We start from the raw sequence: 12,472 nt of genomic DNA, 5'->3' as shown, positions 1-12,472 counted from the left end.
CGGCCCGCGGCGGGCGCGGTGCCGGTGCTCCGCGCCCTCGCGATCCCCCTGCTGCTGCTCGCGCCCGCGGCCGGGCCTTCCGCCGCCTGCGCGCCGGCCGCGGCCCAGTCCCGGCCCGAGCCGCCGCGCCCGGCCTGCCAGGGCGGGCGGGACACGGTGGCCTTCGGGCGGATGCTGGTGGAGTACGGCATCGCGACGCTCCGCTACGGCATCGGGATCGTCCTCGTCTTCCTCGGGCTGGTCGTCATGGCGCTTGGCTACCTGCTCGTGCTCGTCGACCTGCTGTTCTGCTGGAAGTAGGCGGGGCGGTTGCGGGCGGGGCGGCCGCTCGGCATCGTCCGGCATGACCACTCGATTCCTGCTCAACCCCCGCCACGGCGTGCCCGGCGTGGTCGTCCTGCCGGAGGGCGCAGGGCGCCGCGCGCGGGCCGCCATCGCGGCCTGGCCGGGCTACGCGCCGACCCCGCTGCTCCCGCTCGAGGACGCCGCCGGGGCGCTGGGGCTCGGCGCGATCCACTACAAGGACGAGGCGCCGCGCTTCGGCCTCGGCTCCTTCAAGGCGCTGGGCGGCGCCCACGCGGTGTCGCGCGTCGTCGCGCAGGAACTCGCCCGCGCCGGGATCGCCCGCGCCGCCACCCCGGAGGACCTCGAATCCGGCCGCTACGCCGAGGCCGCCGCCGCCGTCACCGTCACCTGCGCCACCGACGGCAACCATGGCCGCAGCGTCGCCTGGGGCGCGCGCCGCTTCGGGGCGCGCTGCGTCATCTTCGTCCATCCCGGCGTGACCGCGGGGCGGCGAGAGGCCATCGCGGCCTTCGGCGCCGAGGTCCGGGAGGTGCCCGGCAACTACGACGATTCCATCCGGGCCTCCGAGGCCGCCGCGCGGGAGGGGGGCTGGCACCTCGTCTCCGACACCTCCTGGCCCGGCTACACCGAGGTCCCGCGTGAGGTGATGCAGGGCTATCGCCTGATGGCGGAGGAGGCGCTGGACGCCCTGCCGGACGCGCCCACCCACGTCTTCATCCAGGCGGGGGTGGGGGGCGTCGCGGCCGCTGTCTCGGTTGCGCTGCGGGCGCGGCACGGGCGCGGGCCGCGGCTGGTGGTGGTGGAGCCCCTCGACGCGGCCTGTCTCCTCGCCAGCGCGGAGGCCGGGGCGCCGGCGACGGTCGAGGGGGCGCTCGACACCATCATGGCCGGGCTGGCCTGCGGGGAGCCGAGCCTTCTCGCCTGGCAGGAGCTGGAGCGGGCCGCCTTCGCCTTCCTGGCCATCCCCGACGAGGCCGCGGCGGGGGCGATGCGCTTCCTGGCCCGCCGGACGCCTGCGGTGGAGGGCGGGGAGAGCGGGGTGGCGGGCCTCGCCGCCCTGGCCCTGGCCGCGCGGGACCCCGCCGCGCGGGCGGCGCTGGGCCTCGACGACGGCAGCCGCGTCCTCCTTTTCGGGACCGAGGGCGCCACGGACCGCGCGGTCTATGATCGCCTCGTGACCGCGGCGCCGGTTGACACGGCCCCCCTGGCCGCCCTTCTGGGATGAAGAAACCGCCATCTTTCCTGGAGAACCGCCCCTTGGTCCAGCGCCGCCACCTTCTCGCCGCCCTCGCCGCCGCCCCGCTCGCCACCCCCGCCCTGATCGGCCCCGCCCGGGCCCAGGGCGCCTGGCCGAGCGCCCCGGTGCGGCTCGTGGTGCCCTTCGCGGCGGGCGGGCCGACCGACGTGCCAGCGCGGCTGGTGGCCGACGAGCTCTCCAAGATGCTGCCCCAGCGCGTGATCGTGGAGAACCGCACCGGCGCGGGCGTCGTGGTCGGCTCCGACGTGGTCGCCAAGGCGCCGAAGGACGGGCAGACGCTGCTCTACACCACCATCGCCCACGCGGCGCTGCGCTCGATCTTCCCGCGCCTGCCCTTCGACCCGCTGGCCGACTTCACGCCGGTGGCGCTGACCGGCGTCATCCCGATGCTGATGATGGTGAACAAGGACCTGCCGGTGAACTCGCTGCCGGAGCTGGTCGCGCTCATCAAGGCCAATCCCGGCAAGTACGACTACGCCTCCACCGGCAACGGCGCGGCGCTGCACCTGGCGACGGAGCTGTTCCTGAACCGCGCGGGCGGGCTCAAGGTGAACCACGTCCCCTACCGCGGCTCGGCGGCCGCCATGCCGGACCTGCTGAACGGGACCGTCGCGATGATGCTGGACGTCGCCAACTCCGCGCTGCCCTTCGTCACGCGGGGCGAGGTAAAGGGGCTGGCCATCTCCGGCGCGCACCGCCTGCCGCAGGTGCCGGCCATCCCCACCTTCATCGAGGCGGGCGTGCCGGGCTACGAGGCCTATACCTGGCACATGGTCCTGGCCCCCTCGGGCACGCCGGAGCCGGTGGTGGACGCCGTCAACGACGCCCTGAACAAGGTGATGGCGATGGACAGCGTGAAGCAGCGCCTCTCCGACCTGACGATGGAGACCCGCTCCGACACGACGCCGGCCAGCGCGAAGAAGTGGCTCGACGACGAGATCGCGAAGTGGGAGCCGATCATCAAGGCCGCCGGCATCAAGGCCGACTGAGGCGGCGGGGCGGGGGAGGGACCCCCGCCCGCCCGTTCAGACCCCCGGGTCAGACCCCCTGGCCCATCGCCTTGATCGGCGGCGCGAGGTCGGGCGGCAGCGGGGACTCGTAGGGCCGGCCGCCCGTCCGCTCCTCGAACTCCGCCTTCGCGCGGGCGATCAGCGCGGGGTCGCGCAGCGCGTCCACCGCGGTGCCCGCCATCACCTTCGCCACGTGCACCATGCCCTTGTGCGCGGCGGGCGACTTGCCCTGGGCGGTGAGCTGCCAGGAGTGGAAGGGCGTGCCGATGGCGCAGGTGGCGCCGCGCGCCTGCACGGTCGGCACCGCCCAGGAGACGTCGCCGACATCGGTGGAGCCTACCCCGCCCTCGCCGCGGTTCTCGAGGGGGACGATGAGGTCGCAGAGGGTCTTGCCCTTCTCGACCTTCAGACCGTGCCGGCGATGTGCCGCGCGGATGTCCTCCTCGCTGAGCGTCGCCTGGATCTGCGCCGCGTAGGCCTGGTCGGCCTCGTCGAACTGCGGCGGGCCGAGGCGGAGGAAGTTGTCGTGCATCGCGCGCTCGAGCGGCGCGTTGCCGAGGAGGTTGGACACGGCGCTGACCACCGCCGTCTCCACCCGCGTCTCGGTCATCAGCGCGGCGCCATCCGCGATCTTGCGCACGCGTCCGACGAGGGTGTTCAGCTCCGGCAGGTCGCGCGCGCGGATGAGGTAGCGCACCTTCGCGCGGGACTGCACGACGTTGGGCGCGATGCCGCCGCCGTCGAGCATCGCGTAGTGGATGCGCGCGTGGTCGGGCATGTGCTCGCGCATGTAGTTCACGCCGACGTTCATCAGCTCCACGGCGTCGAGGGCGGAGCGCCCCAGCTCGGGCGCGGCGGCGGCGTGGGCGGAGCGGCCGTGGAAGGTGAAGTCGATGCGGGTGTTGGCGAGCGACACCGCCTCGTTCACGCCGGAGAAGGAGGCGGGGTGCCAGGAGATGGCGATGTCCACGTCCTTGAAGACGCCGTCGCGCGCCATGAAGCCCTTCGCCGCGCCGCCCTCCTCGGCGGGGCAGCCGTAGTAGCGCACGCGCCCGGGAAGGTTGTTCTCGCGGAGCCAGTCCTTCACCGCGGCGGCCGCGAGGAGCGAGGCGGCGCCGAGCAGGTTGTGCCCGCAGCCATGGCCGGGGCCGTTGGGCACGACCTCCTTGTGCTCGGCGAGGCCCGCCTCCTGCGAGAGGTTGGGCAGCGCGTCGTACTCGCCGAGGATGGCGATCACCGGCCCGCCCTCGCCGTACTCGCCCATGACGGCGGTCGGGATGCCCGCGAGGTCGCGCTCGATGCGGAAGCCCTCCTTCTCCATCATCGCCAGGTGCTCGGCGACGGAGCGCGTCTCGGTGTAGGCGATCTCCGGCATGTCCCAGACGCGGTCGGAGAAGGCGGCGTAGTCCTCGCGGCGGGCGTCCACCGCGCGCCAGACCTGTTCGTCGTTCCGCATGATCGATGCTCCTTCAGTCGGTGCCGAGCCGGGCGCGGGCGGGCGCGACGGCGGCGGCCTCGGGGTGGATGGTGACGAGGCGCCCGTCCTGCCACTGCATGAGGCAGGGGCGCGCCCGCGTGTTCTGGCCGCGCTCGTCGAAGGCGGCGCCCCAGCCGTTCGGGGTGCCCTCCTCGGCGATGTCGGTCGCGAGCATGGCCGCGCGCAGCCGGTCCTTGTCGAGCCCGCCGGCGCGCTGGATGCCGTCGAGCGCGACGCGGGCCCCGCAGAAGTTCGCGAGGCTGTGGCCCGAGCGCGGGTCGGCGCCATAGCGGCGGCGGTAGGCCTCGGCGAAGGCGGCGTTCCCGGGCGCCACGCGCTCGGCGATGGCGAAGGCCGGGAAGTCGATGCTCATCACCCCCTCGAAGCCGGCGCCGACGGCGCGCGCCGTGTCGGCCAGGCTGTAGCCGGCGCCGCTGCCGACCACCATGCGCGGGCGCCAGCCGACTTCGCGCATCGTGCGGAAGAGAAGGATGGGGTCGTTCTGGCCGGCCGTGTGCAGCAGCACCTCCGTCGAGGCCTCGCGCAGCCGCTGCACGGCGCCCGAGAGGTCGCCGGTGCGCGGCGGATAGGCGATGCGCTCCACCGCCTCGATCCCCGCCTCGCGCAGCCGCGCCGTCTGCGTCTCCGCGACCGAGTTGCCGTAGAGGGCGTCCTCGTAGAGCAGCGCGGTGCGGAGCGAGGCGCGCGGGCGGCCGAGCAGCGGCGCGAGGACCTCCTCCATCGCGCTCGCGGTCAGGCGGGCGAAGTCGCTCGCGCGCGGGCAGGTGCGGTAGAGGTTGCGGAAGCCGCGCTCCGTGATGCTGTCGGCGACGGCGCCGAGCTCGAAATAGGGAAGCCCCTGCGCCTCGCTCGCCTGGGTCGCGGCGAAGGAGAGGGTGGAGCCGTGGGTGCCGAAGAGTGCGGACACCTTCTCCGCCCCGCCCAGCCGCCGCGCCTCACCCACCGCCGCCGCCTCGTCCGCCGCGTCAGCGCGCAATAGGCGGACCGGGCGGCCGAGCAGCCCGCCGGCGGCGTTGCGCTCCTCGACGGCCATCTCCAGCCCTCGGAAGGATTCGTCACCGAGCAGCGCGGGCGCGCCCGAGAGCGGGTAGATCGCGCCGAAGCGCCACTCCGCCGCGGCGCTGGCCGCGGGTGGGGCAGGGGCCTGGGCGGCGGCGCCCCGGGCGCTGGCGAGGAGGGCCGCGGCGGCGAGCAGGCGGCGGCGCGGCGCGGCCGGGCGCATGGGGCCTCTCTTCCTCTCGGCTCTCGGTGGGCGCCGCAATGGTCGCCGCTGGGGCGCCGCCGCGCAAGGCCCCGGAGCAGGCAGCGCGGCAGGCGGCGCGGCGGCTTGACGGCCGGGGGCGCCGCGCCGACCTTCCGCCGCCCCCGCCGACGGAGTTCCCGATGCCGAGCCTTCCCGAGACCATGACCTTCATCGCCCACGGGGAGGGCGGCGGGCCGGAGGTGCTGGTGCCGCAGACCGGCCCCCTGCCGGTGCCGAAGGCCGACGAGGTGCTCATCCGCGTGCTCGCCGCCGGCGTGAACCGGCCGGACGTGGCGCAGCGCCTGGGCCACTACCCCCCGCCCAAGGGCGCGAGCCCCGTCATCGGCCTCGAGGTCGCGGGCGAGGTGGTGGCCACCGGCTCCGCCGCCGCGCGCTACAAGCCCGGCGACCGCGTCTGCGCCCTGACGAACGGTGGCGGCTACGCGGAATACACGGTCGCCCCCGAGACGCAGACCCTGCCCTGGCCGGAGGGCTTTGACGCCGTGCGCGCCGCAGCCATCCCCGAGACCTTCTTCACGGTCTGGGTGAACCTCTTCGTGCACGGGCGCCTCAAGGCCGGGGAGACGATGCTGGTGCACGGCGGCACCTCCGGCATCGGCTCCACCGCCCTGCAACTCGCGCGCGAGTTCGGCGCCCGCGCCTTCGCGACCGCCGGCAGCGCGGAGAAGGTCGCGGCCTGCCTCGAGTTCGGCGCGGAGGAGGCCTTCGACTACAAGACGCAGGACTTCGTCGAGGAGATGAAGCGCGTGGCCGGCCCCAAGGGCGCCGACGTCGTGCTCGACATGCTCGGCGCGCCCTATTTCCAGCGCAACCTCCGCGTGCTCGGGATGGACGGCCGGCTGGTGATCATCGCGACCATGGGCGGCAACGAGGTGGAGCGCGCGGACATCCGCCCGATCATGCTCAAGCGCCTCGTCGTCACCGGCAGCACGATGCGGCCGCGCAGCACCGCCGAGAAGGGCGAGATCGCCCGCGCGCTGGAGGAGAAGGTCTGGCCCGCGCTCTCGGCCGGCCGCGTCGGCCCGCGCGTGCACGAGACCTTCCCGCTCGCGGACGCCGCGGCCGCGCACCGGCTGATGGAGAGCAGCGCGCATATCGGCAAGATCGTCCTCACCCTCGGCTGAACCCGTGAGCAACGGCGGGGAGGAGCGGGGCGTCCGGCTCCGCGACCTCCGGGTCCTCGCCCTCGGCGTCGTGCTCTTCGGCGCCGGCTGGCCCATCACCAAGGACGCGCTCCGCGACGCGACGCCGCTCTGGTTCGCGACCAGCCGGGCGGGGCTGGCCGCGCTCGGCGTCGGGCTCCTGCTGCTCGCGCTCGGGCGCCTCTCCTGGCCGGGGCGGCGCGACTGGCCGGCGGTGCTGGCGGTCGGGCTGCTGCAGCTCGGCGCCTTCTTCGCGCTCACCCATGTCGCGCTGGCCGCGCTGCCCTCGGGGCGGATCGCGGTGCTGTCGAACGTCACGATCTACTGGCTCGTGCCGCTCTCGGTGCTCGTGCTCGGCGAGCGCGTGTCGCGCGTCCGCTGGATCGCGGCGGCGCTGGCGCTGGCGGGCGCCGCGGTGCTGCTCGGCCCCTGGTCGATCGACTGGTCCAGCCCCGGGGTCGTGCTCGCGAACGCGCTGCTGGTCACGGCGGCGCTTCTCTGGAGCATCTCCATCATCACGACGCGGCGCCTGCCGCCCGCGCGGCCGATGATGGAGCTGCTGCCCTTCTGCTTCGGCGTCGCCCTGCTGGTCCTCGTCCCCCTCGCGCTGCTGCGCGAACCCGCGGGCGGCCTCGGCCTTCACGCGCTGCCCCACGCCGCCTTCATCGGGCTCGTCGCGGCGCCGGTCGGCACCTGGTGCGTGATCGAGGCCGGGCGGCGGCTGCCCTCCACCGTGGCCTCGGTCGGGTTCATGCTCGGGCCGGTGATCGGCGTCGCCACCGGCGCGCTCTGGCTCGGGGAGGCCGTGGGATGGGACGTCTGGCTCGGCGGCGCGCTGATCGCGGCCGGGGTGGTGGTGGCGGTGCGGGGGTGAGCCGATGATCCTGAACGCGTCCGAGGCCGGGCAGGGGCGCCCCCTCGTCCTGCTGCACGGCCTCTTCGGCCAAGGCCGCAACTTCGGCGCGCTCAGCCGCCGCCTCGCCGCGCACCGGCGGGTCGTCGTGGTGGACATGCCCAACCACGGCACGAGCCCGCACGCTCCGCGGATGGACTACCGCTCCATGGCCGGGGACGTCGCCGAGACGCTCCTCGCGCGCGGGGTCTCGGGCGCGGACGTGATGGGGCACTCCATGGGGGGCAAGGCCGCGATGATGCTCGCCCTCACCGCGCCGGTCCTCGTCGGGCGGCTCGTGGTCTCGGACATCGCCCCCGTCGCCTACCCGCCGCGCTACGGCGCGCTGCTGGCGGCGATGCGCGCGGTGCCCGCGGGCGCGAGCCGTGCCGCGGCCGACGCCGCCCTCGCCGAGGCCGAGCCCGACCCCGCGACGCGCGCCTTCATCATCAGCAACCGCCTGCCCGACGGCTCGGGCTGGCGCATCGGGATCGAGGGCATCGCGGCCTCGATGGGCGCGATCCTCGACTGGTCGCCGCCCGCGGGCGCGCGCTTCGAGGGGCCGTCCCTCTTCGTCTCCGGCGAGCGGTCCGGCTACGTCCGGGAGGAGAACCGGCCGGCCATCCGGGACCTCTTCCCCGCCGCGCGCTTCCTCACGGTCAAGGGTGCTGGCCACTGGGTGCACGCCGACCAGCCCGAGGCCTTCGCCGCGGTGCTCGAGGGCTTCTTCCGGATCTGAGCCGCTACATCGCCGCCGGCACGCGGAAGCGCCCGGCCTTGTTGAGGTCGGCCGCGCGCCACAGGTACCAGGCGGCGGCCGAGCGGAAGGGCGCCCAGCGCTGCCCGATCGCGGCCAGCTCCTTCGGCCTGGGCTGCGCCTCCAGCCCGGCCGCGACGCGGTAGCCCTCGCGCACGCCGAAGTCATCCACCGGCAGGATGTCGGGCCGGCCGAGGGTGAAGATAAGGAGCATCTCCACCGTCCAGCGCCCGACGCCGCGCAGCGCCACCAGCCGCTCGATCAGCGCCTCGTCCGACAGGCGCGCGGCGGCGCGGCGCGTGGGCACCCAGCCGGCCGCGGACTTGTGGGCGATGTCCAGGATCGCCGCCTGCTTGGCGCCGGAGAAGCCGCAGGCCCGCAGCGCGCCGTCGGGCAGCGCCAGCACCTGCTCCGGCGTCGGGAAGGGCGCGTTGGGGGCGTGGGCGATCAGGCGGTTGAGCATCGCCTCCGCGGCCTTGCCGTGGACCTGCTGGTGGGCGATGGCGCGCACGAGCGCCTCGTAGGGCTCGCGCCCCTTCACGGGCTTCAGCGCCATGGCGCCGACCTGCGCGACGACGGGGCCGAGCACGGGGTCGGCGAGAAGGTGCTGGCGGGCGGCGCGGGCGCTCATGCCACCCCCCTACGCCAGCCGCGGCAGCAGCGCCACCGCCGCCCAGCCCGCCGCCATGGCCGAGAGGACCGCGGGCAGGGCGGCGCGCCAGAGGGTGGCCGGGCGCGTGCCGTCCGCGAGCAGCCCGCAGACCATCGCGGTGGTGGCGAAGGAGTGCATGGCGCCCACGCTGCCCGCGAAGTTGTGCAGCCCCGGCGCCAGCCAGGGCGGCAGCCCCGTGGCCAGCCCGAGCCCCGCCTGCACCGGCATCAGCGAGGAGGCCGCGCCGACGTTGCTGCCGGTGACCATCCCCGCCAGGAACCCGAGCGGCGGGATGGCGTAGGGCGCGAGCGGTCCGAGGGCGCCCGCCATGGCCCCCGCCAGCGCGGTCGCGACCCCCGAGCCCGCGATCCACCGGCCGAGCAGCACGTAGAGGATCATCGCCGCCGCCGGCCGCCGCATCCGTCGCATCGCCTCGCCCAGCAGCCCCGCCCCGTCGCGCCGCGCGGCCAGGAAGCCGAGCGAGACCGCCCAGAGCACGACCGCCACGTGCGTGACGGGCACCGCCGGCAGGTCGGGATAGGGCTTCCAGGCGGGCGCGCCGTGCCAGGACCGCGCGAGCAGCAGCAGCGCGCTGAGCAGCGCCCAGGGGCCGAGCGCGGCGAGGGCCCGGCGCCGCGCCTCGGCCCCCCGCGGCGGGGCGAGGCGCCACAGCGCCGGCAGCAGCACCGCGCCGCTCGCGGCCAGCGCCACCGTCTCCGGCGGCAGCACCCGGGCGCCGAGCAGCACCAGGGCCGCCAGCGCCGCCTGCATCCCCGTCTGCGCGAGCCGCTCCCGCGCCGGCACGGGTAGCCCGGCCCGCGCCAGCGCCGCCCAGGCGACCGGCGGCAGGGCCATCAGCCAGGCGGCCTGGGGGATGGCGGTGACGAGCGAGACCTCCGCCACCGGCCGCCCGGCCAGCGCGGCGCCGAGCGCGAGCCCCGGCCCCAGCCCGCCCCAGGGCACCAGCCACAGCGAGAGCAGCGCGAGCAGTCCCGCGGGACCGCCGCGCAGCCCCATGGCCCGCAGCGCGCCGAGGGCGAAGACCGCGCCCACCGCGAAGCCCGTCACGCTCTCCACGAAGGACCCCGCGAGGATCATGAGGTAGGCGCGCCGCGGCGAGGCGGGCACGGGCTCCTCCGCCCGCGGCGCGACGGCGAGGCTGAACAGCAGCCCGCCCGCCAGGATCACCACGGGCTGGACGCCGAGATAGGCGGCGCGGAGCGTCTCGGCCGCGAGGAAGCGGGGCAGGGGCGTCCCCTCCGGCAGCGCGAGCGCGACGCCGGGCAGGGAGGCCGCCAGCGCCAGGAGGCAGGCCGGAACCGGCGCCGCCCGGCCCGAGGCGAGCAGCGCGAGCAGGAGCAGGAGGGGCAAGGCCTGCAGGAGCGTGGTCATGCGCGGCGGCCCTCCCGGCAGGGGCCGGCCCGCCCAGCGGGTCGCGGCCCGCCCGGCGCGGCAACCAAACCCGCGATGCCCCCTTCTACGGCCTGGACCCCGCGCCGCAAGCGGGCCGGACCGGAGAACCGCTTGACGCGCCGCGACCCCTCCCATCCCTCCCCCTGGCGCGCGGACGGCGCCCGGTGACGGCCGACCCGCTCATCCTCACGCTCGGCTTCGACGAGGTCTCCTTCGCGCGGCTGGACGCGCTGCGCCGCGCCCATTTCCCGCCCGAGCGCAACCAGATCCCGGCGCATCTCACCCTGTTCCACGCCCTGCCCGGCGACGCGCTGGACGAGGTGCTGGCGGGGCTGCGCACGGCCTGCGCGTCGACTGCGCCCTTCGACGTCCGCTTCACCGGCCCCCGCTCCCTCGGCCGCGGCGTGGCGCTGGAGGCCGCGTCGCCGCCGCTCCTCGCGCTGCGCAAGGCGCTCGCCTATTGCTGGTCTGGCTGGCTGACGCGCCAGGACGCGCAGGGCTTCCGCCCCCACGTCACCGTCCAGAACAAGGTGACGGCGGAGGCGGCGGCCGCCCTGCTCGCGAGCCTCAGCGCCGGGTTCGAGCCCTGGGAGGCGCGCGGCGAGGGCCTGCTCCTCTGGCACTACCGCGGCGGCCCCTGGGAGCGGGCGGCGAGCCTTCCCTTTGCTGGCGGAGCCGCCCCTTAGCGGCGGGCGGGGTGGTGGCCGTTCTGGCCGCGCGCGGCGGCGGCGCGCTGGCGCAGGGCCTCGCTCCGCGTCATCGGCTGGCCCTGGGCGTTGAAGTCGGAGCTCGGCGCGGCGCCGCGCGACCAGCCCGGCCGCGAGACGGAGCCGGTGGCGCCCTGGGCGAGGGCGGGGCCGGCCCAGAGGGCTCCGAGGGAGAGGATCAGCGCGGCGCGCAGGGGCATGGTTTTCATTCCCAAATCGGTTCGACCGGGCGCCCTCATCGCGCCGTCGCGCCCCACGCGCAAGGCTGCCGTCGAGCCCCGCGCGCAAGCCGCCTCAGACGCTCGCCAGCAGCCCCGCCAGCAGCCGCGCGCGGGGGACGAGGCTGTCCTCGCGGATGTACTCCCCGAGCGTGTGGTAGCCGGCGCCGAGCACGCCCAGCCCGTCGAGCGTGGGAATGCCCATCGCCCCCGTGAAGTTCCCGTCCGAGCCGCCGCCCGCGCTCTCGTGCCCCATGCCGTGGCCGAGGGCGGCGGCCAGCTCGCGGGCGCGGGCGTAGAGCTCCATCACCGCCGCGTCGGGTTCCCAGACCGGGCGCGTCACGCCCCGGCGGACCTCCAGCACTGTATCGGGCGCCGAGGCCCGCAGCCCGAGCATCCGCGTCACCGCGCCGTCGAGGTCGGCCTGGCGGCGGGCCATGGTCAGGGCCTCGGCGTCGCAATGGGTGGCCACGCAGTTGACCCATTGGCCGCCCCGGATCACGCCGACGGAGTAGGTGGCGGCCTCGGTCGTCATCGCCTCGACCGCGAGGATCTGGCGGCACATCTCGCGGATGGCCGAGCGCCCGTCGGCGAGCTTCGCGCCCGCGTGGCTCGGGCGGCCGGTGGTGCGCAGGTTGAAGCGCGCGATGGCGTAGCGGCCGGTCACCACCCCGCCCATGGGGCTGTCGCCCTCGGGCCGGCCGGGCTCGGGCACCAGCACCACGGCGTGGCGCGCGGCCTCGGCCTCGATCAGGTCGCGGGTGGAGGGGGTGCCGACCTCCTCGTCGGGCGTCAGGAGGACGGTCACGGGGCGGGACGTGGCGATCCCCGCGGCTGCCAGCCCGCGCAGCGCCTCGAGCGCCAGCAGCGTGCCGCCCTTCATGTCGCAGATGCCGGGCCCGTAGCACCGCCCCTCCTCGCGCCGGAAGGGCAGGGCGGCGAGGGTGCCGACGGGATGGACCGTGTCGAGATGCGCGAGCACGAGGATGCCCGGCGCGTTGCCCGCCGGGTGCGGGAAGCGGGCGCGCACCGCGTCGCCGAAGCCCATCCGCCCGGGGACGCGCTCCACCCGCGCGCCCAGCATCGCGAGGTCGCGGGAGGCGAGGTCCATCATCCGGTTCACGGCCGCGGCGTCGAAGGTCGGGCTCTCGCACTCCACCCAGGGGCGCAGCCGGCCGAGGATGGCCTCGGCGTCGAAGGGAAGGTTCAGGGCGGGATGAGCCGGAAGGGCGTCCATGGCACGGGTCCTCGGTGGGGCAGGGCCAGCCTGCGCGATCGGGCGGTCCCGGTGAAGCCCCGCCCGACGTCCGGCCCGGTGCCCCGAGCCCTCGCCGGCGGGCGCCCTTTGGCGCGGC

Annotated in this window: 13 protein-coding genes; 7 read left to right on the top strand and 6 right to left on the bottom strand. The window is 75.9% G+C overall.

Going from position 1 to position 12,472, the window contains the following annotated elements; genetic code table 11:
* Window positions 1-18 precede the first annotated feature (18 nt).
* Genes EAH89_RS13980 through EAH89_RS13970 form a run of 3 tightly spaced genes read left to right on the top strand, consistent with a single transcriptional unit; the run spans window position 19 to window position 2,553 of the window.
* Window positions 19-300 (top strand): hypothetical protein, encoded by a 282-nt coding sequence (locus EAH89_RS13980; protein ID WP_140884123.1) that lies wholly within the window; start codon window positions 19-21, stop codon window positions 298-300.
* A 43-nt stretch (window positions 301-343) separates the two neighbouring features.
* Window positions 344-1,531 (top strand): diaminopropionate ammonia-lyase, encoded by a 1,188-nt coding sequence (locus EAH89_RS13975; RefSeq protein WP_140884120.1) that lies wholly within the window; start codon window positions 344-346, stop codon window positions 1,529-1,531.
* A 32-nt stretch (window positions 1,532-1,563) separates the two neighbouring features.
* The gene (locus EAH89_RS13970) at window positions 1,564-2,553 is read left to right on the top strand and encodes a Bug family tripartite tricarboxylate transporter substrate binding protein (RefSeq protein WP_241667019.1); all 990 of its coding nucleotides are present in this window, start codon (window positions 1,564-1,566) and stop codon (window positions 2,551-2,553) included.
* Between the two features lie 49 nt (window positions 2,554-2,602).
* Here EAH89_RS13970 and EAH89_RS13965 read toward each other — a convergent pair whose 3' ends face one another.
* On the bottom strand, window positions 2,603-4,030 hold the full coding sequence (locus tag EAH89_RS13965; RefSeq protein ID WP_140884116.1) for a M20 family metallopeptidase: 1,428 nt from the start codon (window positions 4,028-4,030) through the stop codon (window positions 2,603-2,605).
* A 13-nt stretch (window positions 4,031-4,043) separates the two neighbouring features.
* Window positions 4,044-5,294 (bottom strand): ABC transporter substrate-binding protein, encoded by a 1,251-nt coding sequence (locus EAH89_RS13960; RefSeq protein ID WP_140884114.1) that lies wholly within the window; start codon window positions 5,292-5,294, stop codon window positions 4,044-4,046.
* A 161-nt stretch (window positions 5,295-5,455) separates the two neighbouring features.
* Between EAH89_RS13960 and EAH89_RS13955 the strand changes: the two genes are divergently transcribed.
* Genes EAH89_RS13955 through EAH89_RS13945 form a run of 3 tightly spaced genes read left to right on the top strand, consistent with a single transcriptional unit; the run spans window position 5,456 to window position 8,109 of the window.
* Entirely contained in the window at window positions 5,456-6,460 is a 1,005-nt protein-coding gene (locus tag EAH89_RS13955) for an NAD(P)H-quinone oxidoreductase (RefSeq protein WP_140884111.1), read from the top strand.
* Between the two features lie 4 nt (window positions 6,461-6,464).
* Window positions 6,465-7,352, top strand: coding sequence for a DMT family transporter (locus tag EAH89_RS13950; protein WP_140884109.1), 888 nt, complete (start codon window positions 6,465-6,467; stop codon window positions 7,350-7,352).
* 4 nt (window positions 7,353-7,356) lie between these two features.
* Window positions 7,357-8,109 (top strand): alpha/beta fold hydrolase, encoded by a 753-nt coding sequence (locus tag EAH89_RS13945; RefSeq protein ID WP_140884106.1) that lies wholly within the window; start codon window positions 7,357-7,359, stop codon window positions 8,107-8,109.
* Window positions 8,110-8,113: 4 nt separating this feature from the next.
* Here EAH89_RS13945 and EAH89_RS13940 read toward each other — a convergent pair whose 3' ends face one another.
* Both EAH89_RS13940 and EAH89_RS13935 read right to left on the bottom strand, forming a co-directional pair.
* Complete coding sequence (locus EAH89_RS13940; protein WP_140884103.1) at window positions 8,114-8,758, bottom strand: DNA-3-methyladenine glycosylase family protein; 645 nt, start codon at window positions 8,756-8,758, stop codon at window positions 8,114-8,116.
* 9 nt (window positions 8,759-8,767) lie between these two features.
* On the bottom strand, window positions 8,768-10,171 hold the full coding sequence (locus EAH89_RS13935; protein WP_140884100.1) for an L-lactate permease: 1,404 nt from the start codon (window positions 10,169-10,171) through the stop codon (window positions 8,768-8,770).
* A gap of 185 nt (window positions 10,172-10,356) precedes the next feature.
* Here EAH89_RS13935 and EAH89_RS13930 point away from each other — a divergent pair, with 185 nt between their 5' ends.
* Window positions 10,357-10,878 (top strand): 2'-5' RNA ligase family protein, encoded by a 522-nt coding sequence (locus tag EAH89_RS13930; RefSeq protein WP_140884098.1) that lies wholly within the window; start codon window positions 10,357-10,359, stop codon window positions 10,876-10,878.
* Here the strand turns inward: EAH89_RS13930 and EAH89_RS13925 are convergent.
* Together EAH89_RS13925 and EAH89_RS13920 are read right to left on the bottom strand one after the other, a co-directional pair.
* The gene (locus tag EAH89_RS13925) at window positions 10,875-11,099 is read right to left on the bottom strand and encodes a hypothetical protein (RefSeq protein WP_140884095.1); all 225 of its coding nucleotides are present in this window, start codon (window positions 11,097-11,099) and stop codon (window positions 10,875-10,877) included. The genes EAH89_RS13930 and EAH89_RS13925 overlap by 4 nt on opposite strands.
* Window positions 11,100-11,193: 94 nt before the next feature.
* Window positions 11,194-12,354 (bottom strand): M20/M25/M40 family metallo-hydrolase, encoded by a 1,161-nt coding sequence (locus tag EAH89_RS13920; RefSeq protein ID WP_140884093.1) that lies wholly within the window; start codon window positions 12,352-12,354, stop codon window positions 11,194-11,196.
* Window positions 12,355-12,472: the final 118 nt, after the last annotated feature.

The organism is Muricoccus nepalensis (genome assembly GCF_006438825.1).
Classification (GTDB): Bacteria; Pseudomonadota; Alphaproteobacteria; order Acetobacterales; family Acetobacteraceae; genus Roseomonas; species Roseomonas nepalensis.
This window is presented reverse-complemented; position numbering and strand designations above follow the sequence as displayed.

Excerpts from the sequence above, each read along its gene's own strand:
- EAH89_RS13975 (WP_140884120.1), top strand. The coding sequence starts at position 344 with ATGACCACTCGATTCCTGCTCAACCCCCGCCACGGCGTGCCCGGCGTG.
- EAH89_RS13965 (WP_140884116.1), bottom strand. The coding sequence starts at position 4,030 with ATGCGGAACGACGAACAGGTCTGGCGCGCGGTGGACGCCCGCCGCGAG.
- EAH89_RS13960 (WP_140884114.1), bottom strand. The coding sequence starts at position 5,294 with ATGCGCCCGGCCGCGCCGCGCCGCCGCCTGCTCGCCGCCGCGGCCCTC.
- EAH89_RS13955 (WP_140884111.1), top strand. The coding sequence starts at position 5,456 with ATGCCGAGCCTTCCCGAGACCATGACCTTCATCGCCCACGGGGAGGGC.
- EAH89_RS13945 (WP_140884106.1), top strand. The coding sequence starts at position 7,357 with ATGATCCTGAACGCGTCCGAGGCCGGGCAGGGGCGCCCCCTCGTCCTG.
- EAH89_RS13940 (WP_140884103.1), bottom strand. The coding sequence starts at position 8,758 with ATGAGCGCCCGCGCCGCCCGCCAGCACCTTCTCGCCGACCCCGTGCTC.
- EAH89_RS13935 (WP_140884100.1), bottom strand. The coding sequence starts at position 10,171 with ATGACCACGCTCCTGCAGGCCTTGCCCCTCCTGCTCCTGCTCGCGCTG.
- EAH89_RS13925 (WP_140884095.1), bottom strand. The coding sequence starts at position 11,099 with ATGCCCCTGCGCGCCGCGCTGATCCTCTCCCTCGGAGCCCTCTGGGCC.
- EAH89_RS13920 (WP_140884093.1), bottom strand. The coding sequence starts at position 12,354 with ATGGACGCCCTTCCGGCTCATCCCGCCCTGAACCTTCCCTTCGACGCC.